This is a genomic window from Zoogloea sp., assembly GCF_023150065.1.
Taxonomy (GTDB): Bacteria; Pseudomonadota; Gammaproteobacteria; order Burkholderiales; family Rhodocyclaceae; genus Zoogloea.
Genome location: NZ_JAKLLN010000037.1, coordinates 1 through 24,707 on the forward strand (window position 1 = coordinate 1; position 24,707 = coordinate 24,707).

A 24,707-nucleotide genomic window follows, 5' to 3' on the forward strand; every position below is an offset into this window, starting at 1 on the left:
GGTACGGCGGGGCTTCGTGACGTTCATGAAAGTGTCCACTTCTATGCGTAGTGGACACTATGCTTAGCGAGCTAAGCCGATGGGGGAAGATGGGTTGGCCGGGGGCTTACAATCCGGCCTCCACCGATGGGGTAACAACTCCCCGATCCGACTCTGCGGCTGAGTCGGCAGGCGGGTGAGGACGTCCTTCAGATAGGCGTAGGGCTCATGCCCATTCAGGCGTGCCGACTGGATCAGGCTCATGATCGCCGCCGCCCGCTTGCCGGCGCGCAGCGAGCCCGCAAAGAGCCAGTTCTTGCGGCCGATGGCAATCGGCCGGATCTGGTTCTCGATCCAGTGTAAGTGTCCAACCGGCCCACCTTGCGGGGATCCGCGTGAGATGATCCGAGTGTCGATGACGTCCTTGGGAGTGGCATCGACGTCAATCACCAGGCTGCCCAGCGGTAACAACTCATCGATTCGACTGTGGGGCTAGGCCGGGAGTTTCCCCAGGGTACTGCGCAGCCAGGCGTAGGTTTCCAGTCCATTGAGGCTGGCGGTGGCCAGCAGGCTCTGGATGGCCGCAGCGCGCTGCCTGCCCGTTCGGAGCCCACGAAGAGCCAATTGCGCCGGCGCAGGCAAATCGGCCGGATGGCATTCTCAATGGGGTTATTGTCGATGGGCAACTGGCCACTTTCCACATAGCGCAGGATCGCTGGCCAGCGTTTGAGGCTGTAATCGATGGCACGGGCCAGTCCCGTTCCATCGGCGGCCACTCTCCGTTTGGCGCACAACCACACAAAGACATCGGATTGCAATCCATTCTCCAACATGTATCCTGTATGCCAAATAACTTAAAATGCAGTTGGAGGCTGGGGTGGCGGACGAGTTTAGGGCGATAGAGCAGGATACTCATCAGCGCAGTGGGCGGGGGCCTTTGCTGGCCGAGCATCTGGAGATGCAGTCCGGGGAGGTTGTTTCAGATAGCTGTCGAAGCTGGGTGGAGACCACGGCGGCATATGGTTTTTTGAGCCACGATCAGGTTACATGGGAGGAGGTTTTTTCCGCTCATGCCCAGGCCAGTCGGGTGAGAATCTGCCAGCATAAGGTGGTGCTGTGTCTGCAGGGCACGACTGAGCTGGATTACAAGGGCCAAGCAATGAGTGGACGCGGGCCTTTGTCCTATGAAGCACAAAGGGGCTTTTACCTGCACCCTACCTATGTTGTGAGTCCTGAGCGAGAACCCCTGGGAGTCATCAATGCCTGGACTTGGGCCCGAGCGTTCAAGAAGAGTGATGCTCCGAGAGATGGAATTCTTGAGGGTGTCCGCTGGGTGGAGAGCTATGAACGTATCGCCGGGCAGGCCCGCGTCCTGCTTGGCACTCGTCACGTGTGCGTGGGAGACAGGCAGTCCGACATTCTGACCCTGCTGCTCAAAGCCCGTCAGCTTGAATATCCCGTAGACTATTTGGTGCGCTGCCAGCACAGCCGGGTGCTTCCCGAAGGTGAGAAATGGTGGGGTCGGGTGGCTGCCGCCTCGCCTTTGGGGCGGGTGTTCTTGGATGTACCTATCGGGCAGGGGCGTAAGGCACGTGTCGTAGAGTTGGAGGTACGTGCTGGGCGCGTGAGCGTGCCTGATCGTCAAGGTGGCATGCTGTATGTGACTTGTCTGCTCGCCAATGAGGTCAATGCTCCTCGGGGATACAAGCCTGTTTGCTGGCGACTCCTGACCAATCGGACGGTGTCTGGGCTGGCGGAGGCCGCAGAGATGCTTGGTTGGTATTGCAGTCGTCGGGAAATTGAACTGTTCTTTGCTGTGCTGAAGGAAGGTTGCCGGGTCGAGCGCCTTGAGCTCGGTGACACGCGTTACCTGCAATGCGCACCGGCGTTGTACGTGGTGATCGCATGGCGGATCAACCGGCTGATGCGCTTGGGGCGGACTCAGCCAGATCTGTCGGCAGGGCTTGTGTTTGACGCCGACGAGTGGCGGGCCGCCTACTTGCTGAACAAGAGAGCCATGCCTAAAGCTGTGCCGACGCTCAATGAGGTCTTAAGACTTATTGCGCGGCCCGGTGGCTTTTTTACCCGTCGTCATGACAGTGAGCCAGGCCCTAGAACCCTCTGGCTGGGTTTCAAGCAGCTTGCGACTTGTGTCGACCGTATGCGCCATGCCGGGCCGTTGGAGGCGGAGCGCATGGCAACCAGTCTTCAGGTCGGAACGCAGGCGGGCGCTGCCTGAACGATCGCATTGCTCGGATTTCGCGACTTCATGGGCAGGCCGCCACTAATACAGATTCTCCTGTTATCCCTATGCGCGCATTTGGTGATTTTCTGGCCCCTGCCGGCGTCGCGCATTGATTTGCCCGGGCCGAGCAAGAGTCTGCACGTGCAGCTAACTCAAGCTGATGATCCCGTTATGGCGGATGTTGGAGAGCGCCCGCTCGGCGAAGGCGGCGATACCGTGCCGACTCCGCAGCCAAGGGGCCGTCTGGCTCGTCCTCAGAGCAATCAGAGCGTCAGCCAAAACGCAGCCGTTAGTGCAGATCCTGTCGCTAGTGGTGTCGTTCAGGACAATAAGCCTATGGTGACGCGGGAGGATAGCGAAGGCCTACAGCCCCAGCTCGATCTGCACGCCTACAAGATTGCTGTGGCGTTGGCTGCGCTGGATTTTCGCCCACCGAGAAATGGCGAGCCCAGCGCCAGCGGGACCGCGGTGGTGGATATTCATCTTGCCAACGGCACAAGGATGCCGCGGGTTGCACTTGCACATTCCAGTGGTAGGGATGCTGTTGATACCCTTGCCTTGACGATGATCCGGCGTGCCGTTGGGCGTGTTGCGCTACCCGCTCTGGATCAGGAACAGGATGGTTTGGTCAGATTATCCGTTGTATTCGAGCCGGAAGAACCTTAGCCGACGAATGTCATTTCGCCAGGCTGCCGACAGGGATGACCAGGCTCGTAGTGTGTAGGTCGAACTGGCCTCGACGGCGATCGTCAAAGAAGCATTTCAGCGTGTAGTCCACGGAGCGGAAGGCAATTTCTGACCATGGAATCTCCTGCTCGGTCATCAGGCTGGCTTCCAGCGACTCTTCCCCTGGTTGGAAATCCAGGTCAAGCAGCCTGGCTCTGTAGATGATGTGGATCTGGCTGATATGGGGAAGATCAACGAAGGAAAACATGGGCCCTAGGGCGATGCGGGCTCCTGCTTCCTCAAAGGTCTCGCGCAGGGCTGCGCCGCCGCATGTCTCGTTGTTTTCCATGAAGCCGGCAGGAAGCGTCCAGAACCCGTAGCGGGGTTCAATGGCCCTGCGGCACATGAGAATCCGCTCTTCCCATTCCACCAGCGCCCCGACCACAACCTTCGGATTCTGGTAGTGGATGGTGCCGCACTGGTCGCAGACATGCCTGGGCAGGCTGTCGCCTGCCGGAATCTTGAGACTTACCTGAGCGCCGCAATGGGAGCAGTAGTTCATGGCCGGATGGAAGCATGGATACCCCATGATTCTAATTCAAGGTGCCTGCTTGGGCGCTGGGCTTTGCGCTTTTCGCGGAGATCTCCTAAAGACCGGCAGGCCGCTGTCCGATAATGTGTGACGCGTGGCTTTGGGCCGCAGAACCTCATTGGACCAGACATGGCCTTGCCGATTGACATAACGAAGTTTGAACACTTGAAGGCATCCGGCGACCTACCTTCGCCCAAGGGCGTTGCGTTGGCGATCATCCGGCTGATTCAGCAGGAAGACAGTTCGATGGGGGACCTGGCGAGGATCATCAAGACGGACCCCGCGTTTGTCGGTCGGCTCATCAAGGCCGCCAACGGACTGGCGGGTTACAACCGTCGAGCGATCGCATCCGTTCAGGAGGCCTTGATGGTCCTGGGGCTGCCGGCCGTGCGGACGTTGGCGCTGGGCTTCTCTCTTCTGTCGAGTTATCGGGACGGAGCCTGCAGGAGCTTTGATTACGGTCGTTACTGGACAAGTTGCCTGGTTTATGCGCTTGGAATGCAAGCCATCACCCAGCGCACCCGTGCGGCCGCTGCGGAGGAGACCTTTTGCCTGGGGCTGCTTGCGAGGATTGGCGAACTGGCGCTTGCAACGCTCTACCCCATCGAGTACGGCAAGGTCCTGCAGCAGACGCTCGAATACAGGGATGTGCCCTTGGTGGCCCTGGAACAGAGAGCATTTGCACTAAACCACCGGGAACTCGGTGCTGCCATGCTGGCTGACTGGGGCCTGCCCAGAATCTTTCACGAGCCGGCCTTCTTTGCGGAGTCGCCCGAGGAGGCCGGTTATCTTGAGAGCTCCCGCGAGTATGTTATCGCCCATTCCTTGAGTCTTGCCTCCTACATCTCTGATGTGTGCCTCGCCGAGGAAGCTGAGCGGCCTAATCTGATGGGGCGTCTGTTCGAGATTGGTGCCCGGCTTGGCCTGGATCGGGTTGCCATCAGTGAGTTGTGCGATGGCGTCGTGCGCGAATGGCAGGCGTGGGGCAGCCTGCTGGAGCTTGAAACGCTTGAGATCCCGCCTTTCAGCGAGCTTGCCAGCAGGGGGGAGGAGATTGCTGCGGGGCTGGCAGCGGCCCAATCCTCGTTGGCGGAGGTTGGTGGAGAGCAGCGGGTGCTCCAGGAAAATGCTCCGGCCTTTGCCGGCTCGCAGATCCACGGGCTTGCGTCCGGCATTCAGCCGATGCGGGTCTTGATCGTCGATGATGATGCATCCATGCGTGCTCTTGTCCGCAAGGTGCTGGAGACTGTGGGGCATCAGGTACTCGAGGCGGCGGATGGTCTGGCCGGCATGGAAATGGCGCTGGAGTTCCAGCCCCAGTTGATGATCATTGACTGGGTCATGCCGGAGATGTCGGGTATTGAGCTGACCCGCGCATTGCGCCAGACCAAGATCGGTCGCGGGCTTTATATCCTGATCATGACGAGTCTGGAGGATGAGGACCGGCTGATTGAGGCCTTCGAGAACGGCGTCGATGATTTCATGAACAAGCCGATCAAACCCCGGGTGCTGGCTGCACGACTCCGGGCAGGGCAGCGGGTCATCAGGCTGCAACAGGAGCTTGATCGGGACCGGGAGGAGATTCGCCGGTTTGCCGCCGAGTTGGCCGTGTCGAATCGTCGCCTTCAGGAGGTTGCTCTGACTGACTCCCTGACAGGTTTCCCGAATCGCCGTTACGCCATCGAACGTGGGCAGCAGGAGTGGTTGGTCTCCTCCCGTACCCGTCGTCCGCTATCGACCATGGTGATCGATGTGGATATGTTCAAGACTTACAACGATTCCTACGGCCACGATGTTGGGGATGCGGTGCTGAAGCAGGTGGCGGGTGCCGTCAAGGGCGCGCTCCGGGCTCAGGACATCGTTGCCCGTACCGGTGGTGATGAGTTCCTCGTCATCTGTCCGGATACCGGGTTGGACGCGGCGCTGGCCTGTGCCGAACGTGTCCGCTTTGCGGTGGAAAGCGCATCTTTGGTGCAGGGAGGGCAAACCCTCAACATGTCGGTGAGTATTGGCGTGGCGACGCGTGACACAGTGATGAGTGAGCCCGAGGCGCTGATCAAGCGGGCTGATCAAGCACTGTATCTGGCCAAGAACAAGGGGCGCAACCGCATCATGACGGCCCAGTCCCTACGCCCTGGGCCTATCGTTCCACCGCGCTGAACACTCTGCCTGCTGCGTCGCAGTGTGCAGACGGCGCGAGCGCAAGCGCTGTATGTCTGTTCTTGTGTAGGCGGATTTCTTACTCGTGTTTACGTAATTGATCCTACGCCAGAATCCGAAGCCTGCGGATGGTGGTGTTTGCCGCTTATCGGCAGAATTTGCCGCATGAAAAAGGCAGACTGCCGAGGAGATAAGATCATGCGCACCAGCAATATGCACGCCGAGATTCGGGAGCTCAACCTGGCCTACCTGATGCTCGCCCAGCAAATGTTGCGGGAGGATCGTGCTGCCGCGATCTATCGACTTGGTGTCGGCGAGGATGTGGCCGAGATGCTTGAAGGTCTGAGCTCTGCGCAGGTGTTGCGCATGGCAAGCTCAAACATGCTGCTGTGTCAGTTCCGCTTCAATGACAGCCTGCTGGTGGACCTGCTTTCTTCCCATGGCCGGGAGCGGGGGGCCGCGCACTTGCATGCCGCCATCCTGGCCGCTGGGCGTCCGGTGGAAACCCTGGCCTGACCGTTACGTAGCGGCCTGAGGGCATCATGCGGAACAAAAGCGTATTGCAGGAGGCGCAGGACATCCAGAAGGCCGTGGACCTGATTCAGCTCGGGGCCCGCATGCAGATGCTTGAGGCGGAAACCTCGTTGAGCCGAGAGCGGCTGCTCAAGCTCTACAAAGAGGTGCGAGGGGTGTCTCCGCCCAAAGGTATGTTGCCGTTTTCCACCGACTGGTTCATGTCGTGGCAGCCCAACATCCACGCGTCACTGTTCATGGCTTTCTACAGGTTCGTGCGGCTGCATGCCAAACAGGAAGACCTGGACGCAATTGTGCAAGCCTACCGGCTTTACAACGAACACATTGAATCCTTCGAGATGGAGCAGGTGTTGAGCCTGACTCGCGCCTGGACGCTCATCCGGTTCCTCGATGCAAAGCTGCTCCAGTCCGCGAAGTGCACTTGCTGTGGCGGCGAGTTTGTCTCCCATGCCTTTGATCCGACACATGAATATGTCTGCGGTTTGTGTCATGTCCCATCGCGGGCGGGTAAGACCCGACGGGCTCCGCAGCCCCTTGAGACGACACAGCCTTGAAGTACCCCTGATCTCTGAGAGCTTGGCCGCCGGCTTTTGATCGGCGGTTTTTTTTGGCGTGACCGGGTGACGACAGGCTTGCTGCGGGTGCTCAAGTTTCTTCAGGCAGGGCCGATATCCCACCTGAAGAATAAAGCGCTGCGGATTGCATCACCGGGGCGTATTCACAGAACGAGGTTTCGGCGATGTTTCTGATAGTCGGCTACGTCATTATCCTGGCGGCATCCCTGGGTACCTATGCCGTTCACGGCAGCCTGGCGGCCTTGTGGGTTCCCACCGAGTACATCGCGATTGTGGGTCTGACCATTGGTGGTTTCGTTGCCGGCAACGGGCCCAAGGCCATTAAAGGGACCATCGCCGCCTTGCCGACGATCTTCAAGGGTTCTCCGTACAACAAGGCCTTTTATGTGGACCTGTTGTGCATGCTGTATGAAATCCTTGCCAAGGTCCGCAAGGAAGGTCTGATGTCGATCGAGGGGGATATCGAAAATCCCGAGGGCAGTCCGATCCTCTCCAAGTACCCGGCCTTTACGGCCGATCACCACGCGGTGGATTTTCTTTGTGATTACCTCCGCATGATGGTCGGTGGCAATCTCAACGCCTTCGAAATCGAGAATCTGATGGATGTCGAGATGGAAACCCACCACCAGGAGGCTCATACGCCTGCCCATGTGGTGGCGAAGGTGGGGGATGCGGTCCCTGCGTTCGGTATCGTCGTGGCCGTGATGGGCGTTGTGAACGTGATGGGTTCGGTCGGCCAGCCGCCCGCCGTGCTTGGCAAGATGATCGGCGGTGCGCTGGTGGGTACCTTCCTGGGTATTCTCATCTCCTATGGTTTTGTGGCGCCGGTAGCCGGGCAGCTTGAGCAGAAGGTGGAAGAGGGCGGAAAGATCTACCAGTGCATGAAGGCCGTGCTGCTCGCGAGCATGAACGGGTACGCACCGCAGGTGGCGGTGGAGTTCGGTCGGAAGGTGCTTTTCTCTACCGACCGGCCCGGATTTGCCGAGCTCGAAGAAGCGATCAAGAGCCGGAAGTGAGGCTCAGGATGAGGCGGGTCTTCTTCTTGGTGCCAATGGGTGAGGAGCGCTTTGGATGAGCGACGATACCCAGCAGCCAATCGTCGTCAAGAAGATCAAGAAGGGCGGCGGCGGGGCGCACGGTGGTGCGTGGAAGATCGCCTACGCCGACTTCGTGACCGCGATGATGGCCTTTTTCCTGCTCATGTGGCTACTGGGTTCGACAGCCCAGGGGGATCTGCAGGGTATTTCCGATTTCTTCAACTCACCGCTCAAGGTGGCAATGAGTGGCGGCTCCGGTGCAGGGGATGCAACGAGCCCCATTGCCGGCGGCGGGCAGGATCTGACCCGTTCCGTCGGGCAGGTCAAGCGCGGTGATGTGGATGGCAAGCGCTCCATGAACATAGAGTCGGCCAAAGGGGCTACCAAGCCGACCGGCGATGAAGGCACCGAGGCCGCCAAGAAGGCCGAGGAGCGCAAGGAGCGGGCACGACTGGAGGACCTCAAGGGGCAGATTGAGGCCATCATCGAGGCCAGTCCGAGTCTGCGTCCCTTCAAGAATCAGTTGCTGCTGGATATCACCACCGAGGGGCTGCGCATCCAGATCGTGGATGAGCAGAACAGGCCGATGTTCGACTCGTCGAGCGCTTCGTTGAAGCCCTACACGCAGGAGTTGCTAAGGGCCATCGGCGCCACGTTGAATGGCGTGGACAATCGCGTCAGTCTCTCGGGGCACACCGATTCGACCCGCTATGCGGGTGGCGAGCGGGGCTTCTCGAACTGGGAGCTGTCGGCAAACCGGGCCAATGCGTCCCGGCGCGAGTTGGTTGCAGGCGGTCTGACGGAGGGCAAGATGGTACGGGTCGTCGGGTTGGCGGATACGCTGCCCCTTGATCCCCAGAACCCGAACCTGCCGATCAATCGACGTATCAGCATCATCGTGCTCAACAAGCAGGCCGAAGCGGCCATGCGTGCCGGGGACTCGAAGAAGCTTGAGGTCAGTACCGAGAACAACCTGGAGGCCAGTGAGATCCAGGCCGGGCTGAAGTCGGGCGGCCGTCCTGCTGCGCCCGGTCACTAAAGGAATCACTCCTGAGTGACGATATGTTTATCCGTGTATTCCAGACAAGCCAACCACTATGAAGCTCACCCGTACAACGATCATTCTGCTGGGCCTGCTGTGGTCAGGTCTCCTGGCGGGGTTGGTTGTTTACCTGCAGGGTGGAGGCTGGCCGGTTGTATTGGCTGTGGCGGGTGTGGTGCCGGGCTGGATAGGCCTCGTCATGGCCTCGCCCTCCCGGCTTGTAGCCGAGGAGGCTGTCGAGCAGCAGGTCTCATCCAGGGAAGTCTGCGCGGCCGTCGAAACCTTGTTGGTCGACGCTTCGGTGAGTTCGCGCAATCAGTACCAGTGCATCCGGGACGAGGTTGACCAGGTGCAGCAGATGCTCTCTGGGGCCATTGCCTCCCTCACCGGGAGCTTTCACGGCATCCTCGCCGCCACCAACGCGCAGCAGGCGATCGCCATGAGCCTTGCCAGCGACGATACCGAGGGTGACGAGGGCATGCGCCTGGATGAATTCGTCGCCCAGACCAGTGGCGTCATGCAGCGTGTGGTAGACAGCGTGATCATGAACAGCAAGCTCGGCATGGAGCTTGTCGAACTGACCGATAGGATCTCGAAGCGGGCCAGGGACGTGGAGTCCATCCTCACCGAGATCTCCGGCATTGCCAAGCAGACCAATTTGCTGGCGCTCAATGCGGCCATCGAGGCCGCCCGTGCCGGAGAGGCCGGGCGTGGGTTCGCGGTGGTGGCTGATGAGGTGCGCGATCTCTCCACCCGCACCAGCCAGTGCAGTCAGCAGATCGCCGTGGTCATGCAGGGCATGCGGGAAGGCGTGAAGGGAACGGAAGAAGCGATCGAGAAGCTGGCCTCCACCGATATGAACTTTGCGCTTGAATCCAAGCAGCAGGTGGAGCAGGTCCTGATCTCCATGGAAGGACTCAACCGCCAGCGGGGCGATGCCATCGGCCATCTTGCCGAACACGCCCATGTCATGGATGCCGAGGTCAACCGCGCGGTGACCGCACTCCAGTTCCAGGATCTGGTTTCCCAATTGATTGCCCACGTGGATCGCCGCGTGAATGGCCTGACCCAGCTGATGGGGCAGTTCGATGCCTTGTCGGGCTGCATCCAGCAGGCTGCGACCGCGGGCGATGCGGCGCCGCTCCTTCGGGTGGTGGAAGAAATGCGGGTGCAGCTTGCTGCACTTGAAGAGAAGACCGGGGCTCGACCGGTGCGTCAGCAGGAAGTCTCGCACGGCGAGATAGATTTGTTTTAGTCACAGAACCCTAGGAAATGACGATGGCCAAGACCGTACTCACCGTTGATGATTCTGCCTCCATCCGGCAGATGGTGTCCTTCACCCTGAAAAGCGCCGGCTACGAGGTGGTCGAGGCTGTCGATGGCATGGATGGCCTCGACAAGGCCAAGGCGAGGGCATGCAATCTCGTGCTCACCGATCAGAACATGCCGCGTATGGATGGCCTGTCCCTGATCAAGTCCCTGCGGGCCATGCCCCAGTACCGCAGCGTGCCCATTCTCATGCTCACCACCGAGTCGTCCGATGCCATGAAATCCCAGGGGCGCGCGGCCGGTGCGACCGGCTGGCTGGTCAAGCCCTTCGACCCCCAGAAGCTGATCGAGGTCGTCAAGAAGGTGATCGGCTAAGGCCGCATCGGCAGTCGTGCATCACGGGAGACAGGCATGGCCATAGACATGAGCCAGTTCTACCAGGTGTTCTTCGAGGAAGCTGCGGAGCACCTGGCGAGCATGGAGGCGTTGCTGCTGGCGATCGATCCCGGCGCCCCCGATCCGGAAGAGGTTAACGCCCTGTTCAGGGCAGCCCACTCGATCAAGGGGTCGAGCGGGACCTTCGGCTTCCAGGACATGATGGAAGTCACGCATATCCTCGAGACGATGCTCGACCGGGTGCGCAAGGGTGAAGCGCCCCTTACCGACGATATGGTGGATGCCTCGCTGGTCGCCGGTGACGTGCTCAAGAACCTCCTTGCCGCCCATCGTGGCGAAGAGGATGCCGACCGGGACGCAGCCGAGGCCATTTGCCATCGCCTGGAGGCCCTGTGCCGGGCGCTGGATGAGCCCAAAGCCGTCACACCCCCTGCCGCACCGTCTGCGCTGCCTGTCGATGGGGCCATGCCGGCTTCCTCGGGGATGGGGTTTGATCTGCATTTCGTGCTGGCCGGCGCTCCTGACGAGGATACCGGCAGCCTGGCCCACCTGCTCAGGGAGCTGGGCAGCTTCGGTGCGGTCGAGTCGATCCAGTCGCCCGGGAATGGGCTGCGCGAGTGTCACCTGCGCATCGCCACCGATGTGGACGCCGAGCTGCTGCGAGGTGTCCTGGATTTTGTCGTGGATGCCGGATCGCTGCGGATCGAGCCCTTCGCGGAAGGGGCCGGTGACGGCGAGGCCTATGGTTTCTTCGATGATCTGGAGACATCGTCCGGTGACAGCTGGCGCACCAGTGACGACGCCTATGGTTTCTTCGAGCCGCTTGGCGAAGCACCCTCGGCACCCGCTGCAACCCAGGAAGCCTATGGCTTTTTTGACGATGCGGAGGTCACCAGCCTGCTGGCGCGAAGGGAGGCTGAGCCTTACGGCTTCTTTAGCGAGCTGCCGGCCCTGGAGCAATCCGCTGCACCGGTAGCGGTGGAGACGGCCTACGGTCTGTTCGATGAGCCTGCTTCGCCTGCCGTCGTCGAGGCTCCCCAGGAGACCGCCTACGGCCTGTTCGAGCCCCTGCCGGCAGCTGCTGCGGCACCGACGTCGGCAGTCACTCCGACCTCGGTGCCCGAGGCCACGGCAGTTGCGCCCGTGCCTGCGTCCGCGGCGCCCGCGACTGCGGCCAGAAAGGCGCCTGCCAAGACGGCCGGGACGGGGGACAACGGCTCGATCCGGGTCAGTGTCGAGAAGGTCGACCAGATGATCAACCTGGTGGGCGAGCTGGTGATTACCCAGGCCATGCTCACCCAGGCCGCCAGCAACGCCGACCCTGTCATCTTCGAACGCCTCATCAACGGCCTGGCCCAGCTCGAACGCAATACCCGCGACATCCAGGAATCGGTGATGTCCATTCGGATGATGCCGATCTCCGTCGTCTTCAGCCGCTTCCCCCGGGTGGTCCGTGACCTCTCCCAGAAGCTCGGCAAGCACGTGGAGCTGAAGACCATCGGTGAGACCACCGAGATGGACAAGAGCCTGGTCGAGCGCATCACCGACCCCTTGACCCACCTTGTGCGCAACAGTCTCGACCATGGTCTCGAAACGCCCGACAAACGTCTGGCCGCAGGCAAGTCCGAAACCGGCACCATCACCCTCAGCGCCTACCACCAGAGCGGCAACATCGTCATCGAGGTCGGAGACGACGGGGCCGGCCTGAATCGCGCCCGCATCCTCGCCAAGGCGAAGGAGCGTGGCATGGCGGTCAGTGACACCATGAGCGACCAGGAGGTGTGGCAGCTCATCATGGAGCCGGGCTTCTCGACGGCGGATCAGGTGACGGAAGTCTCCGGTCGTGGCGTCGGCATGGACGTGGTGAAGAAGAACATTTCGGCCATGGGGGGGCGGATCGAGCTGGAGTCCATGTCCGGCGTCGGCACCCGCATCACCGTGCGCCTGCCCCTGACCCTGGCCATCCTGGACGGCATGAGCGTGGGCGTCGGGCCGGAAACCTACATCATTCCCCTGGGCTACGTCATGGAGTCCATGCAACCCGAGCGGGGCATGATGAAAAGCGTGTCCGGTGTCGAGCGGCTGATCCAGGTGCGGGGTGAATACCTCCCCGTGATCTGTCTCCATGAGGTCTTCCGTATCCAGGGCGCGATCACCGACTGGCAGAAGGGCATCATGGTCGTGCTCGAGGCCGACGGCCAGAGCGCCGCGTTGTTCATCGACCAGCTGATCGGCCAGCACCAGGTGGTCATCAAGAGCCTCGAGGCCAACTACCGGCGGGTGCCCGGCGTGGCGGGCGCTACCATCATGGGGGATGGTCGCGTGGCCTTGATTCTGGACGTACCCATGCTCGTGGGCATGGCCCGGCGGGTCATGCCGGCCGCTGCCTGAGTCATCGATTCGCTCGTCCCACCCGGGACTTTGGCCGCCTTCGGGCGGCCATTTCTTTTTTCGGGCCCCAGGCGGCTCAACGATGAAAAAAGGGCCGCAGATGCGGCCCTCGGAACCCGGCGTGGCGGAGATCCGGGCTTCAGCCCACGATCATGCCGGCGCCGACGGTGTTGTTGTTGGACTCGTCGATCAGGATGAAGGCGCCCGTGGCACGGGAGTCGGTGTAGTTGTCGGCGAAGATCGGCTGGGCCAGCTTGAGGGTGAGCTGGGCGATGTCGTTCATCGCCAGGGTGGTGGCGCCCTCGTTGGCCAGGGAGTTGATGTCTACCCGGTGGGCAATGCTGGCCACCTTGGCTTTCACTTCCCGGGTCGTGTGGCGCAGCCAGTAGGTGCGGGCCGGCGACAGCGGCGTTTCGGAGAGCCAGCACACCATGGCGTCCACCTGCTTGGTCTGGCTGGGCAGCTCGTCGCTGCTCACGATCATGTCACCCCGGGAGATGTCGATCTCGTCTTCCAGCAGCAGGGTCACCGATTGCTCGTGGATGGCCTTGCCGATGGATTTGCCGTAGAGCTGGATGTCCTTGACCTTGGTGCTCAGGCCGTTGGGCAGCACGGTGACGCTGTCGCCGACCTTGATCTCACCGGACTCGACCCGGCCCATGAAGCCCCGGTAGTCGTGCAGCTCGGGGTTGTCGGAGGCCTGGGGGCGGCACACGTACTGCACCGGAAAGCGGAAGCTCTCGGCTTTTTCGGTGTGGGCCGCAGGGGCGGCTTCGAGGATGTCGATGAGGGTGGGGCCCTGGTACCAGCCAAGGCTGTCGCCCCGGTCCACGATCATGTCACCGACAAGGGCCGACAGGGGAATGAAGCGCACGTCGTTCAGGCCGATCTGTTCGGCGAAGGACTTGTACTCGGCCACGATAGCGTCGTAGGTCGCCTGGTCGTAGTCCACCAGGTCCATTTTGTTGACGGCCACGATGACGTGGGGAATGCCCACCAGCTTGGCCAGGTAGCTGTGGCGGCGGGTCTGGGTGAGTACGCCCTTGCGCGCGTCGATCAGGATGATGGCGAGGTTGGCGGTGGAGGCAGCGGTCACCATGTTGCGGGTGTACTGCTCGTGGCCCGGCGCATCGGCAATGATGTACTTGCGGGTGCCGGTGGAGAAGTAGCGGTAGGCCACGTCGATGGTGATGCCCTGCTCGCGCTCGGCCTGCAGGCCGTCGGTCAGCAGGGACAGGTCCACGGCGGTCATGCCGCGCTTGCTGGAGGTCTTCTCGATGGCGCTGAGGGTGTCGGCCAGGATGGTCTTGGTGTCGAACAGCAGACGGCCGATCAGGGTGCTCTTGCCGTCATCCACCGAGCCACAGGTCAGGAAGCGCAGCAGGCCGTGATCTTCAACATGGGCGGTCATCAGAAGTAACCCTCTTTCTTGCGTTGTTCCATGGAGGCTTCGCTGGTCTGGTCATCCAGACGGGTTGCGCCGCGCTCGGTAATGGTGGTGGTGGCGGTTTCCACCACGATCTTGCCGACGGTGTCCGCATCCGACTGGACCGGCGCGGTGCAGGAGATGTCACCCACGGTGCGGAAGCGCACCTGCAGGTCGATGATCTCTTCACCGGCCTTGGGCAGGTTGGTCAGCTCGCCGTTCATCAGCGGCACATTGACCGGCACGATGGCGCCCTGGCGCATCACCACCGGGCGGGTGTGGGCGAAGTAGATGGAGGGCAGCTCGAGGCCTTCGCGCTCGATGTACTGCCACACGTCCATCTCGGTCCAGTTGGAGATCGGGAAGGCACGGATGTTCTCGCCCTTGTGGCTGCGGGCGTTGTAGAGGTTCCACAGCTCGGGGCGCTGGTTCTTCGGGTCCCATTGGCCGAACTCGTCGCGGAAGCTCATGATGCGTTCCTTGGCGCGGGCTTTCTCTTCGTCCCGGCGGGCGCCGCCGATACAGGCGTCAAAGCCGAACTCCTCGATGGCCTCCAGCAGGGTCACCGACTGGTGCTTGTTGCGGGACTCGTTCTCGTGCTTGAGCACCACGGTGCCGCGCTTCATGGAGTCTTCCACCGAGCGCACGATCAGGCGCTCGCCCAGCTCGGCGGCGCGCTTGTCGCGAAAGGCGACCACTTCCTTGTAGTTGTGGCCAGTGTCGATGTGCATCAGGGGGAAGGGGAACTTGCCCGGGCGGAAGGCCTTTTCGGCGATCCGCAGCATGCAGATGGAGTCCTTGCCGCCGGAAAACAGCAGCACCGGATTGCTGCACTGGCCGGCCACTTCACGCATGATGTGGATGGCTTCGGATTCGAGCCAATCCAGGTGGCTCAGGGTTTGCTTGGTGAGCGTCGACATTGCTTTACTCGTTTGAGGTTTCTTGACTGTCCGTCACTTCTTGACGTGCAGACCACATTCCTTGGTTTCCGGATTTTCCCACCACCAGCGCCCGGCGCGCACGTCCTCACCGATGGAGACGGGGCGCGTACAGGGCGCACAGCCGATGCTGGGGTAGAACTTGTCGTGCAGGGCGTTGTACGGAACCTTGTTGAGGCGGATGTAGGCCCACACTTCCTTTTCGGTCCACTCGGACAGGGGGTTGAACTTGACCAGGCCATTGCCTTCATCGAATTGACGCTTGGGCAGGTCGGTGCGGGTGGTGGACTGCTGGGCCCGCAGGCCGGTGATCCAGGCCTGCTTGCCAGCCAGGGCGCGGCCCAGGGGCTCGACCTTGCGGGCGTGGCAGCAGGCCTTGCGCAGTTCGACGCTGTCGTAGAAGGCGTTGATGCCGTTCTCGCGGGTGAAGGTTTCGATGGCGGTCTGGTTCGGGTAGAAGAACTTGAGCTTCAGCCCGTAGTGTTCCTGCACCTTGGCCATCAGGTCATAGGTTTCCAGGGGAAGGCGGCCGGTGTCCAGCGAGAAGATCTCGATGGGCAGGCAGCTGGTGCAGATCACGTCGGTGAGCACCATGTCCTCGGCGCCCAGGCTGTTGGCCATGGTGATGGCCGGCAGCTCGGCGGCCCAGGCGGCCAGGTCGGCCTTGAGCTGGGCGACCTTGGCTTCGAGGCTGGCCAGGAGGGCGGGATCGTCGAGCTTGGGGTTCTGGTTGGGATGCATGGCGAGCCTCCTCAGGCGGCGCGTGCAGCGCGGCGGAACAGGGGTTCGGGCTGGTCGATGGCGGCCTGGTAGGGGGTGGAGAAGTCCTGCAGGCTGGCCAGGGCCTCTTCGAGCTGGGCGTCGGAATACTTGCCGGCCTTGGGCTGGATGGCGTCGAAGCCGCAGCGCTGCATGAAGAAGAACTGGTCGCGCAGCACGTCACCGATGGCACGGATCTCGCCCTTGAAACCATAGCGGCTGCGCAGCAGGGCGGCGCCCGAATACGCCCGGCCATCGGTGAACTTGGGGAAGTTGAGGGCGATGGCCTGGAGGCTGTCCAGATCGCCGGCCAGATCTTCCACGCCCTCGTGGCTGTCCAGCCACACGCCCAGGCTCGGGCGGCCGGACAGGACGCCCTTGTGGGCCTGCCACACGGCCAGGGGCACGAACACCGGGCCTTCGGGCAGGTTCAGGGCCTCAGGGGCCTGGGTCTCGTCCAGGACGAGGATCTCGGCGTTGTCGTCGACCACTCGGCCGTTCCTGATGAGCTTAGGCATTCTGCTTCCTTTCGATGATGGCGGCGTCGCCATACACACCAATCTTGAACGGGTCGAGGCCGATGCGGCGGACGGTTTCGATGAAACGCTCGCCCTCCTGGCGCTGGGCCCGATAGACGTCGATGACCTTGCTGATCACGTCGGGCATTTCGGCGGCCGCAAAAGAGCGGCCGATGACCTTGCCGATGCTGGTGCTATTTCCCTGGCTGCCGCCGAGGCTGACCTGGTACCACTCGGAGCCGTTCTTGTCGACGCCGAGGATCCCGATGTGGCCCACGTGGTGGTGGCCGCAGGAGTTCATGCAGCCGGAGATGTTGAGCTCCAGGTCGCCGATGTCGTAGAGGTAGTCCAGATCGTCGAAGCGCTCCTGGATGGCATTGGCGATGGGAATGGACTTGGCGTTGGCCAGGGCGCAGAAGTCGCCCCCCGGGCAGCAGATCATGTCGTTGAGCAGGCCGAAGGTCGGGGTGGCCAGGCCGGCGGCGCGGGCTTTCTCCCAGACGGCGAAAAGGTCGGACTGCTGCACGTCGGCCAGCACCAGGTTCTGCTCGTGGGTGGCGCGGATCTCGCCGAAGCTGTAGGCGTCGGCCAGATCGGCCACCAGGTCGAGCTGGGCGTCGGTGATGTCGCCGGGGGCGCGTTTCGGGTCCTTCAGGGACAGCACCACCACGGCGTAGCCGGGCACCTTGTGGGCCAGCACGTTGCGCTTGGCCCAGGCGGCAAAGGCCGGGTTGGCGGCGCGCTGGGCGGCATAGCCGGCGTCGTCGCCCGGCAGCTGGGTGTAGGCGGGGGTGGTGAAGTGGGCGGCAACGCGGGCCACTTCGGCTTCGGTGAGGGTGTTGGGGCCGTTCTTGCCGAAGGTCCATTCCTCCTCGACCTGGCGCTTGAACTCGGCGATGCCCAGAGCCTTGACGAGGATCTTGATGCGCGCCTTGTAGAGGTTGTCGCGGCGGCCGTAGCGGTTATAGACCCGCAGGATGGCCTCGCAGTAGGTGATGATGTGCTGCCAGGGCACGAAGTCGCTGATCTCTTCGCCGATGATGGGGGTGCGCCCCAGGCCACCGCCGACCAGCACACGGAAGCCGATCTCGCCGGCGGCGTCACGCTTGAGCTCGAGGCCGATGTCGTGACACTGGATCACGGCGCGGTCCTGGTGGGCGCCATTGACGGCTATCTTGAACTTGCGCGGCAGGAAGGCGAACTCGGGGTGGAAGGTGCTCCACTGGCGCAGCACCTCGCACCAGGGGCGCGGGTCGATGTACTCGTCACCGGCCACACCGGCGAAGGGGTCGGAGGTGATGTTGCGGATGCAGGCGCCGGAGGTCTGGATGGCGTGCATCTCGACCTGGGCCAGCTCGGCCAGGATCTCCGGCACCACCTTGAGCTCGGGCCAGTTGAACTGGAAGTTCTGGCGCGTGGTGACGTGGGCGTAGCCCTTGTCGTGGGTGCGAGCGATGTTGGCCAGGGTGCGAATCTGGCGGGACGCCAGCAGCCCGTAGGGCACGGCCACCCGCAGCATGGGGGCGTGACGCTGGATATAGAGGCCGTTCTGCAGGCGCAGGGGGCGGAACTCGTCGTCGGTCAGCTCGCCGGCCAGATAGCGGCGGGTCTGATCGCGGAACTGGGCGACGCGTTCGTCGACGATTTTCTGGTCGTAAGAGTCGTAACGGTACATGGGTTAGTCCTGGTTATTCTCTCAGGGGCCGGTCAGGCCGCAATCAGCTTGCTGCCTACCAAGACCAGCATGGTAGCCAGAATTGGACGCAGCACCCGGTCGGGGACCCGGGTGGAAATGTGGCTGCCCAGCCAGATGCCCGGCAGGGAGCCGATCAGAAGGCTGCCCAGCAGCGACCAGTCGACGCTGCCCAGGAACCAGTGGCCGATGCCGGCCACGAGGGTGAGGGGAACGGCGTGGGCAATGTCGCTGCCGACGATGCGCAGGGTGGGCAGGCGGGGGTAGAGGAAGAACAGAGCACTGACACCGAGGGCGCCGGCGCCGACGGAGGAGATCGACACCAGCACGCCCAGCACCGCGCCGGTGATGACCGTGAGGGTGGCTGTGCGGCGGGGATTCTCCTGGCCGCTGGAGTGACGCAGGGCATAGGCCTGGATCTGCTTGCGGAAGACAATGGCCAGGGCGGTGAGCAGCAGGGCTACGCCCAGGGAGGTCTTGATCAGGGCCGCGGCACCGCCGATGCCGCCCGGCGCAAAGTGGCCGACCAGTAGCAGGGTCAGGGTGGCGGCGGGGATGCTGCCTGCGGCCAGGCGCCGGGTGATGGCCCAGTCCACGGTGCCCTTCATGCCGTGGGCCAGGGTGCCGCCGGCCTTGGTGATGGCTGCGTAGAGCAGGTCGGTGCCCACGGCGACGGACGGGTTGATGCCGAACATCAGAACGAGAAGGGGGGTCATCAGGGACCCACCTCCGACCCCGGTCAGGCCGACGATGGCGCCGACGGAAAAGCCGGCAATGGTGTACGCGATGCTCATGATAAGCCCAAGGTCTTTGTGCAGCGCATCGTAGAGGGAGTTGTTAGATCCAAGAAGGGGTTTTTGGTTAGACTGATAGAAGTATAAGTTCTAATGGCGTGCGCCAGCGCGTTGGTCACGCTCCGGAAGGGAGGCAAGGTGAATATCCAGCAATTGCGCTACGTCTTCGAGGTCGCCCGGCATCGCCTCAACGTGTCCGAGGCCGCGGAGGCCCTGTTTACCTCCCAGCCGGGTGTGTCCAAGCAGATCCGCCAGCTGGAGGAAGAGCTGGCGGTGGAGATTTTTGTCCGTCACGGCAAGCGGCTGGTGGATATCACCGAACCGGGCAAGCAGGTGCTGGCGATCGCGGCGCGCATTTTGCAGGAAGTGGACAACCTTCGGGAAGTCGGCGCCGAATTCAGCAACGAGGCAACAGGCAGCCTGTCGATCGCCTTCACCCATACCCAGGCCCGCTACGCCCTGCCGCCGGTGGTGCGCAGTTTCATGGCCCGCTACCCCAACGTGCGCCTGTCCTTCCATCAGGGCAACCCGCTTCAGGTGTGCGAGTACGTCCTGTCCGGCGTGGCCGACATCGCCATCGCCACCGAGGCCATCGCCGAGCACGAGGACATCGTGATGCTGCCCTGTTACCAGTGGAACCGCTGCATCATTGCGCCGGTGCGGCATCCCATCCTCAGCACCCAGCCCCTCACCCTGGACGCCATCGCCCGCTACCCCATCGTCACCTATGACTTCGCCTTCACCGGGCGCAACAAGATCAACGAGGCCTTCATCGGGCGCGGGCTCAAGCCGAACGTGGTGCTGACCGCCATCGACTCGGACGTCATCAAGACCTACGTGGCCATGGGACTGGGGGTGGGCATCGTCGCGAAGATGGCCTTCGACCCGGCGGTGGACAAGGAGCTCGGGATGGTGGATGCCGCTCATCTGTTCGCCTCCAGCACGACGCGCATCGGCTTGCGCCGCAATGCCTGGCTGCGGGGCTATGTGTATGCCTTCATCGAATATTTCGCACCGCACCTGACCCGCCGGGTGGTGGATGCCGCCCTGGCCGGCGGCGGGGAAGACCCGGGCCTGTAAGCGCTTGTCGGGCCGGTGTGCGGCAAACGCGACAGGCCGGGGCGGGCCCCGGCCTGTCAGGGTACTGCCTGCGCGTTTTCTCAGGCGCGCATGATGCGCCGTACCCGGCTGGCACCCAGCAGGGCCATGCCGGAGAGCAGCAGGGATGAAGGCTCGGGCACGCGGTTCGGCACCGTCAGGGCGCCGACGATGCCGAACTCCTCACCGCCGTTGGTGTTGCACCCCAGGCTGTTCTGGATGCTCGGGGCGCCACCGGTGAGGGGGCCCACGATGTAAGCGCCGGTGGCATCCTGAACGCAGCCGAGGCTCATCGTGATCACGATCAGGTCGGACGGGTCGAACTTGCTCAGGTCCATCTCCGGTGCGTAGGCAAGGAAGTCGGGTTGGCCGGAGCCCTTGTTGTGTTCCAGCTTGGTGTACTCGTCCCCGTTGGCGGTGACCCCTGCACAGCCGGTCGGGTTGGTGATGGCGTTGTATGCGCCGGCGGCATCACAGGCGGTCTGGGTGCCGTAGAAGTTGACCACCCCGTAGTTGAAGGTCGGGTCGTCCTGGTCCCACTGGGTGTTGCTGGTCTGGTCGAGGGCCCACATGCCCTTGCGGGTGGTCATGCTGCTGTCCCACACCTCGAACTTGGCGCTGAACCACAGGGAGTCGACGCTGCCGGTCTGGTTGTAGTCCGCATAGAAGACCGGGATGTTGGCATCCGGGTTGAGGGTGTGCAGGTAGGCCAGCATGTTGCCGACCGTGGAGGTGCCATGCTCGTTGGCGGCCGGCGACGTATAGGTGTAGTTGCCGGTCGGGGAGTTGGTGCACGACTGGGTCGGCCCGCCCCAGGTACAGGTCCAGCCCATCACGTTGTTGTTGCTGGACAGGTTGACCGGGTCCTGGAAGTTCACCCCCGATCCGTTCGGGTTGAGGCTGGTGGCACCGCCGGCATTGGAGCTCAGATTGACCGCGATGGTCCCGGTCCCCGTGGAGAAGTCGTAGGTGCCGAAAGTCGCGGTGGGGATGAAGTTGGTCGGGTTGGTGTCCGACTGGATGGCATCGAGGAGCTTGGCCGAGTAAGACCACACGTCATCATATTTGAAGGCGATGGGGATGCCGTTCATCATGATGGCCTCACGCAGCTGGCCGGTGCCGTCCTTGTACATCCCGTAGGAGGCGTTGGCGTTGTTCTCCGGTGTGGGCAGAAAGGTAAAGGGGGCGCTGGCGGCGCTGGCTCCAGTGGCGAAGCCTGCGGATGTCAGCGCGATCGCAGCGAGGAGGCTCAGAGGCTGGAGTTTCATGATGCGTCTCCCTTTGTCGTCATCAGAGAACTTAATCGTTTTGGGGTCCTATTCTTCATAGCTGCATCGATTGTGCCAAATTTAACGCTATTGTCGTATATCGTTAAAATTCAACAATTGCAGGGCGGTTTGCCAAGAATGTGGTAGCCCACTGTTTGTTGGCGTGTAAAGCCAGCCGACACAGTCCGCCGGCCGCTTGAGCTTGTGGCACCCCTCCGTGATAAACGGGCCGCAATAGTGTTTCCAGATTCTTCGGTCACGGATTGCGCTGCTGGACTATGAGAGACTTGCGGGATACCGAATTGCTCGTCACTTCTTTCAGTTCATGCAATCCCTGACCACCTTTGCTGCCCTGCTGCTGGCGTCCGTCCTGTTCGTGCCTCTTTTCAAGCGGGCCGGGCTGGGAACCGTGCTGGGCTATCTGGCGGTCGGAATGCTGATCGGGCCGTCCGGGATCAAGCTGGTGCGCGACCCGGACAACCTGATGCATACCGCCGAGCTCGGCGTGATCATGCTGCTCTTCGTCATTGGCCTTGAGCTGAAGCCCTCGCGTCTGTGGGCCCTGCGCCGCTCGGTGTTCGGCCTGGGGGCGCTGCAGTTGTTCGGGGTGGCTGCGGCCCTGGCAGGGGCAGGGCGCTATCTGGGGCTGTCGGTGTCGGCGGCGGTCGTGGTGGGCATCATCCTGGCGCTGTCATCCACCGCCTTCGTACTGCCCACGCTGGCCGAAAGGCGCGAGCTGTCGACCCGCCACGGGCGGGAAGCCTTTGCCATCCTGCTGTTCCAGGATCTGTCGGTCATCCCCCTGCTGGCCCTGATCCCGCTCTTCGGTACGGGCAAACCGACGGCGCTGACCCACCCGGGCGTTGGCCTTGGCCTGCTGGTGGTGGTCGCCTTCATCGGCCGACCCCTGCTCGACGCCCTGTTCCGGCATGTGGCCCGGGTGAATAGCCGGGAGATGTTCACCGCGGCCGCCCTGGTGACCGTGCTGGGTCTGGCCTTGCTGATGCAGGCGGGGGGCTTGTCCATGTCCCTGGGGGCCTTCGTGGCCGGCGTGTTGCTAGCCGATTCCGAGTTCCGGCATGAGCTCGAGGCGTCCATCGCCCCCTTCCAGGGGCTGCTGCTCGGCCTGTTCTTCATGGCGGTGGGGATGTCCACCAACCTGCGTCTGCTGGTGGATCAGCCCCTGCAGATCCTCGGCCTCACCCTGGGCCTCATCTTCATCAAGTTCATCGTGCTCTTCGTATTGCGCCGGATCGTCGGCGGCCCGGCGCCGGAGGCCCGCGCCCTGGCCCTGGCCCTGGCCCAGGGGGGGGAGTTTGCCTTTGTGCTGTTCGACGCGGCCCAGTCCTTCCGGGTGCTCGGCGAGGTGCAGGCCGACCGCCTGACCCTTGTCGTGGCCCTGTCCATGGCGGTTTCCCCCTTGTTGCTGTTGCTCGGCGACCGGATCGCCGAGGCCACCCGGGGCAAGGGGCCGGTACGCGCCTATGACGATCTGCCGGTGCATTCGAGCGAGGTGGTGATTGCCGGTTTCGGGCGGGTCGGGCAGATTGTCGGCCGCCTGCTGCTGGCGCGGGGGGTCAGCTTCACCGCTCTGGATGCGGATGCCGGTCAGGTGGATACGGTGCGGCGATTCGGCCTCAAGGTCTTCTACGGCGATGCCGCGCATCTGGATCTTCTGCACGCCGCCCAGCTCGACAAGGCCAAGGTCTTCGTGCTGGCCATCGACGATGTGGAGGCATCCCTGCGCACCGCCGAGCTGGTACGCAGGCATTTTCCCCATGTGCAGATCGTGGCCCGGGCCCGCAACCGTTTCCATGCCGGCCGCCTGATGGACCTGGGCATTGAGCGGCAGATCCGTGAGACCTTGCCTGCGAGCCTGGAGATGGCGCGCTGGACGCTGGAGTTGCTGCACGAACCGCCCGCGCTGGCCGAGCAGCTGGTCAGCCGCTTTGCCCGCCATGATGCGGAAGTACTGGCCCGCCAGCAGGCCATTTCCCACGACGAGAGCAAACTCATCCAGTCGTCCCTCGAAGCCCGCGAGGAGCTTGCCCAGGTGCTGGAGGAAGCCCGCGTGGCCTTTACCCGCAAAGGCCGCGGCGGCTGAGTCAGAAACCCGGCAGGCGTGCTTGCAGGGTGGCGGCGTCCCAGCCTGCTGCCAGGGCCAGCATCAGGGCCACCCGGGCCTTCGGCGGGGGCAGGTCACCGGCGGTGAGCCAGCCCGCACCATCATCATCGGCATTGCCGTTGCGTATCACCGGCCCGGCACAGCGGCTGGCCCGGAGGACGGCGACACCCTGTTCCCGCGCCCGCTGCAGGGCCGGCTCCCATGCGGTGGGGACGCTACCATGGCCGGTGAGGGCCAGCACCAGGCCCCGGGCGCCGTCTGCCACGCAGGCATCGATCAACATGGCAGGGGCGCCGGCATAGCCGGGCAGGATGTCCACCCGGGGCAGTATCGTGGTTGCCAGATTGGCGAAACGGCCATCGGGCCGGGCCGTGGTCCACGGCTGATCGGCCTCAAAGGCATCCAGGCCCGTTGTACGTGCCTTGCGCAGATGGCGGGCGCCGTGGGCCCGGGCGTTCATCACCACCAGCACACCCTTGTCGGCCGCCCCGGCCGAGGCGGCCAGCGCGACGGCGGCGCGCAGGTTGGCGGGGCCGTCGGCCTCGGGGTGATCGGCCGGGCGCATGGCGCCGGTGAGGACGACGGGCTTGCCGGCGGGCAGGGCGAGGTGCAGGAAGTAGGCGGTTTCTTCGAGGGTGTCCGTGCCGTGCAGGATCACCAGGCCATCCACCTGCGCATCGGCCAGGGCCCGGCGGGCCGCAGACAGCAGGTGCAGCCAGCCGTCCGGGCTCATGTCCTTGCTGTCGAGGGAGAGGACCTGTTCGGCGTCGAGGTGGGCGACCCCATCAAGGCCGGGTACGGCAGCCAGCAGGGCCTCCACCGGCCGCACGCCGGCCCGGTAGCGGGCGCCGTCGCTGGCGGGGTCGGCCTCACCGGCGATGGTGCCGCCGGTGGCCAGGATGCGGAGGCGGGGCGGTGCCACCTCAGTGCTGCAGGATCTTGGCCAGGAACTGTCGGGCGCGCTCGGAGCGGGGGGCGTCGAAGAAGGCGTCCTTGCTGTCATCCTCGACGATCTGCCCCCGGTCCATGAATATCACCCGGTTGGCCACCTTGCGGGCGAAGCCCATCTCGTGGGTCACGCACATCATGGTCATGCCTTCCTGGGCGAGCTCCACCATCACGTCAAGCACCTCGTTGATCATTTCCGGGTCGAGGGCCGAGGTGGGCTCGTCGAAGAGCATGCAGATGGGGTCCATGGCCAG

General features: G+C 63.2%; 20 protein-coding genes and 4 pseudogenes. 12 read left to right on the forward strand and 12 right to left on the reverse strand.

Translation table 11 applies throughout. From position 1 onward, the window contains the following. Positions 1-63: 63 nt before the first annotated feature. Positions 64-354, reverse strand: a pseudogene (locus tag L6Q67_RS22675) (transposase domain-containing protein); the annotation flags it as partial. 117 nt (positions 355-471) lie between these two features. Further along, a pseudogene (locus L6Q67_RS22680) lies at positions 472-785 on the reverse strand (transposase); the annotation flags it as partial. Between the two features lie 71 nt (positions 786-856). Between L6Q67_RS22680 and L6Q67_RS22685 the strand changes: the two are divergent. Both L6Q67_RS22685 and L6Q67_RS22690 read left to right on the forward strand, forming a co-directional pair. After that, the gene (locus L6Q67_RS22685; protein WP_296575455.1) at positions 857-2,218 is read left to right on the forward strand and encodes an IS4 family transposase; all 1,362 of its coding nucleotides are present in this window, start codon (positions 857-859) and stop codon (positions 2,216-2,218) included. 9 nt (positions 2,219-2,227) lie between these two features. Beyond that, positions 2,228-2,890, forward strand: coding sequence for an energy transducer TonB (locus L6Q67_RS22690; protein WP_296575456.1), 663 nt, complete (start codon positions 2,228-2,230; stop codon positions 2,888-2,890). Between the two features lie 10 nt (positions 2,891-2,900). Here L6Q67_RS22690 and L6Q67_RS22695 read toward each other — a convergent pair whose 3' ends face one another. Further along, on the reverse strand, positions 2,901-3,452 hold the full coding sequence (locus L6Q67_RS22695; RefSeq protein ID WP_296575457.1) for an NUDIX hydrolase: 552 nt from the start codon (positions 3,450-3,452) through the stop codon (positions 2,901-2,903). Between the two features lie 159 nt (positions 3,453-3,611). On the opposite strand from L6Q67_RS22695, the gene L6Q67_RS22700 reads away from it, so the two are divergent. From L6Q67_RS22700 to L6Q67_RS22735, 8 genes are all read left to right on the forward strand, one after another. Then, positions 3,612-5,642: a diguanylate cyclase gene (locus L6Q67_RS22700; protein ID WP_296575459.1), complete on the forward strand. Its 2,031-nt coding sequence runs from the start codon at positions 3,612-3,614 to the stop codon at positions 5,640-5,642. 198 nt (positions 5,643-5,840) lie between these two features. Further along, positions 5,841-6,158 (forward strand): flagellar transcriptional regulator FlhD, encoded by a 318-nt coding sequence (flhD, locus tag L6Q67_RS22705; RefSeq protein ID WP_296575462.1) that lies wholly within the window; start codon positions 5,841-5,843, stop codon positions 6,156-6,158. 26 nt (positions 6,159-6,184) lie between these two features. Further along, the gene (flhC, locus tag L6Q67_RS22710; protein ID WP_296575465.1) at positions 6,185-6,730 is read left to right on the forward strand and encodes a flagellar transcriptional regulator FlhC; all 546 of its coding nucleotides are present in this window, start codon (positions 6,185-6,187) and stop codon (positions 6,728-6,730) included. A gap of 185 nt (positions 6,731-6,915) precedes the next feature. Then, positions 6,916-7,767 carry a flagellar motor stator protein MotA gene (gene motA / locus L6Q67_RS22715; RefSeq protein WP_296575470.1) on the forward strand — a complete coding sequence of 284 codons (852 nt, stop codon included), beginning with the start codon at positions 6,916-6,918 and terminating at the stop codon, positions 7,765-7,767. Positions 7,768-7,822: 55 nt separating this feature from the next. Beyond that, positions 7,823-8,827, forward strand: a complete 1,005-nt coding sequence (gene motB, locus L6Q67_RS22720; RefSeq protein WP_296575473.1) for a flagellar motor protein MotB — start codon at positions 7,823-7,825, stop codon at positions 8,825-8,827. A 58-nt stretch (positions 8,828-8,885) separates the two neighbouring features. Further along, positions 8,886-10,085 (forward strand): methyl-accepting chemotaxis protein, encoded by a 1,200-nt coding sequence (locus L6Q67_RS22725; RefSeq protein ID WP_296575476.1) that lies wholly within the window; start codon positions 8,886-8,888, stop codon positions 10,083-10,085. 23 nt (positions 10,086-10,108) lie between these two features. Next, positions 10,109-10,474 carry a response regulator gene (locus L6Q67_RS22730; RefSeq protein ID WP_296575480.1) on the forward strand — a complete coding sequence of 122 codons (366 nt, stop codon included), beginning with the start codon at positions 10,109-10,111 and terminating at the stop codon, positions 10,472-10,474. Positions 10,475-10,510: 36 nt separating this feature from the next. Beyond that, entirely contained in the window at positions 10,511-12,886 is a 2,376-nt protein-coding gene (locus L6Q67_RS22735) for a chemotaxis protein CheW (protein WP_296575483.1), read from the forward strand. Positions 12,887-13,025: 139 nt separating this feature from the next. Here L6Q67_RS22735 and cysN read toward each other — a convergent pair whose 3' ends face one another. From cysN to L6Q67_RS22765, 6 genes and pseudogenes are all read right to left on the reverse strand, one after another. Next, entirely contained in the window at positions 13,026-14,297 is a 1,272-nt protein-coding gene (gene cysN, locus L6Q67_RS22740) for a sulfate adenylyltransferase subunit CysN (protein ID WP_296575486.1), read from the reverse strand. Continuing rightward, positions 14,297-15,238, reverse strand: a pseudogene (cysD, locus tag L6Q67_RS22745) (sulfate adenylyltransferase subunit CysD); the annotation flags it as partial. The pseudogene cysD and the gene cysN, both read right to left, overlap by 1 nt. 27 nt (positions 15,239-15,265) lie before the next feature. Beyond that, complete coding sequence (locus tag L6Q67_RS22750; RefSeq protein ID WP_296575489.1) at positions 15,266-15,991, reverse strand: phosphoadenylyl-sulfate reductase; 726 nt, start codon at positions 15,989-15,991, stop codon at positions 15,266-15,268. A gap of 11 nt (positions 15,992-16,002) precedes the next feature. Next, positions 16,003-16,527, reverse strand: a complete 525-nt coding sequence (locus L6Q67_RS22755) for a DUF934 domain-containing protein (protein WP_296575492.1) — start codon at positions 16,525-16,527, stop codon at positions 16,003-16,005. Continuing rightward, positions 16,520-18,202, reverse strand: coding sequence for a nitrite/sulfite reductase (locus tag L6Q67_RS22760; protein WP_296575495.1), 1,683 nt, complete (start codon positions 18,200-18,202; stop codon positions 16,520-16,522). Before L6Q67_RS22760 ends, L6Q67_RS22755 begins: the two co-directional genes overlap by 8 nt. A 32-nt stretch (positions 18,203-18,234) precedes the next feature. Next, positions 18,235-19,014, reverse strand: coding sequence for a sulfite exporter TauE/SafE family protein (locus L6Q67_RS22765; RefSeq protein ID WP_296575498.1), 780 nt, complete (start codon positions 19,012-19,014; stop codon positions 18,235-18,237). A gap of 138 nt (positions 19,015-19,152) precedes the next feature. On the opposite strand from L6Q67_RS22765, the gene cysB reads away from it, so the two are divergent. After that, entirely contained in the window at positions 19,153-20,094 is a 942-nt protein-coding gene (gene cysB, locus L6Q67_RS22770) for an HTH-type transcriptional regulator CysB (RefSeq protein WP_296575501.1), read from the forward strand. A gap of 80 nt (positions 20,095-20,174) precedes the next feature. Here cysB and L6Q67_RS22775 read toward each other — a convergent pair whose 3' ends face one another. Beyond that, positions 20,175-21,380 carry a PEP-CTERM sorting domain-containing protein gene (locus L6Q67_RS22775; RefSeq protein ID WP_296575504.1) on the reverse strand — a complete coding sequence of 402 codons (1,206 nt, stop codon included), beginning with the start codon at positions 21,378-21,380 and terminating at the stop codon, positions 20,175-20,177. A 325-nt stretch (positions 21,381-21,705) separates the two neighbouring features. Here L6Q67_RS22775 and L6Q67_RS22780 point away from each other — a divergent pair, with 325 nt between their 5' ends. Further along, positions 21,706-23,484, forward strand: coding sequence for a monovalent cation:proton antiporter-2 (CPA2) family protein (locus L6Q67_RS22780; RefSeq protein ID WP_296575507.1), 1,779 nt, complete (start codon positions 21,706-21,708; stop codon positions 23,482-23,484). A gap of 1 nt (position 23,485) precedes the next feature. Here L6Q67_RS22780 and L6Q67_RS22785 read toward each other — a convergent pair whose 3' ends face one another. Next, complete coding sequence (locus L6Q67_RS22785) at positions 23,486-24,427, reverse strand: asparaginase (protein ID WP_296575510.1); 942 nt, start codon at positions 24,425-24,427, stop codon at positions 23,486-23,488. 1 nt (position 24,428) lies between these two features. Then, positions 24,429-24,707 (reverse strand): annotated as a pseudogene (locus L6Q67_RS22790) (amino acid ABC transporter ATP-binding protein); the annotation flags it as partial.

Excerpts from the sequence above, each read along its gene's own strand:
- flhC (WP_296575465.1), top strand. The coding sequence starts at position 6,185 with ATGCGGAACAAAAGCGTATTGCAGGAGGCGCAGGACATCCAGAAGGCC.
- L6Q67_RS22765 (WP_296575498.1), bottom strand. The coding sequence starts at position 19,014 with ATGAGCATCGCGTACACCATTGCCGGCTTTTCCGTCGGCGCCATCGTC.
- motB (WP_296575473.1), top strand. The coding sequence starts at position 7,823 with ATGAGCGACGATACCCAGCAGCCAATCGTCGTCAAGAAGATCAAGAAG.
- L6Q67_RS22755 (WP_296575492.1), bottom strand. The coding sequence starts at position 16,527 with ATGCCTAAGCTCATCAGGAACGGCCGAGTGGTCGACGACAACGCCGAG.
- motA (WP_296575470.1), top strand. The coding sequence starts at position 6,916 with ATGTTTCTGATAGTCGGCTACGTCATTATCCTGGCGGCATCCCTGGGT.
- L6Q67_RS22760 (WP_296575495.1), bottom strand. The coding sequence starts at position 18,202 with ATGTACCGTTACGACTCTTACGACCAGAAAATCGTCGACGAACGCGTC.
- L6Q67_RS22775 (WP_296575504.1), bottom strand. The coding sequence starts at position 21,380 with ATGAAACTCCAGCCTCTGAGCCTCCTCGCTGCGATCGCGCTGACATCC.
- L6Q67_RS22780 (WP_296575507.1), top strand. The coding sequence starts at position 21,706 with ATGCAATCCCTGACCACCTTTGCTGCCCTGCTGCTGGCGTCCGTCCTG.
- flhD (WP_296575462.1), top strand. The coding sequence starts at position 5,841 with ATGCGCACCAGCAATATGCACGCCGAGATTCGGGAGCTCAACCTGGCC.
- L6Q67_RS22695 (WP_296575457.1), bottom strand. The coding sequence starts at position 3,452 with ATGAACTACTGCTCCCATTGCGGCGCTCAGGTAAGTCTCAAGATTCCG.
- L6Q67_RS22750 (WP_296575489.1), bottom strand. The coding sequence starts at position 15,991 with ATGCATCCCAACCAGAACCCCAAGCTCGACGATCCCGCCCTCCTGGCC.
- L6Q67_RS22735 (WP_296575483.1), top strand. The coding sequence starts at position 10,511 with ATGGCCATAGACATGAGCCAGTTCTACCAGGTGTTCTTCGAGGAAGCT.
- L6Q67_RS22730 (WP_296575480.1), top strand. The coding sequence starts at position 10,109 with ATGGCCAAGACCGTACTCACCGTTGATGATTCTGCCTCCATCCGGCAG.
- cysN (WP_296575486.1), bottom strand. The coding sequence starts at position 14,297 with ATGACCGCCCATGTTGAAGATCACGGCCTGCTGCGCTTCCTGACCTGT.
- L6Q67_RS22700 (WP_296575459.1), top strand. The coding sequence starts at position 3,612 with ATGGCCTTGCCGATTGACATAACGAAGTTTGAACACTTGAAGGCATCC.
- L6Q67_RS22725 (WP_296575476.1), top strand. The coding sequence starts at position 8,886 with ATGAAGCTCACCCGTACAACGATCATTCTGCTGGGCCTGCTGTGGTCA.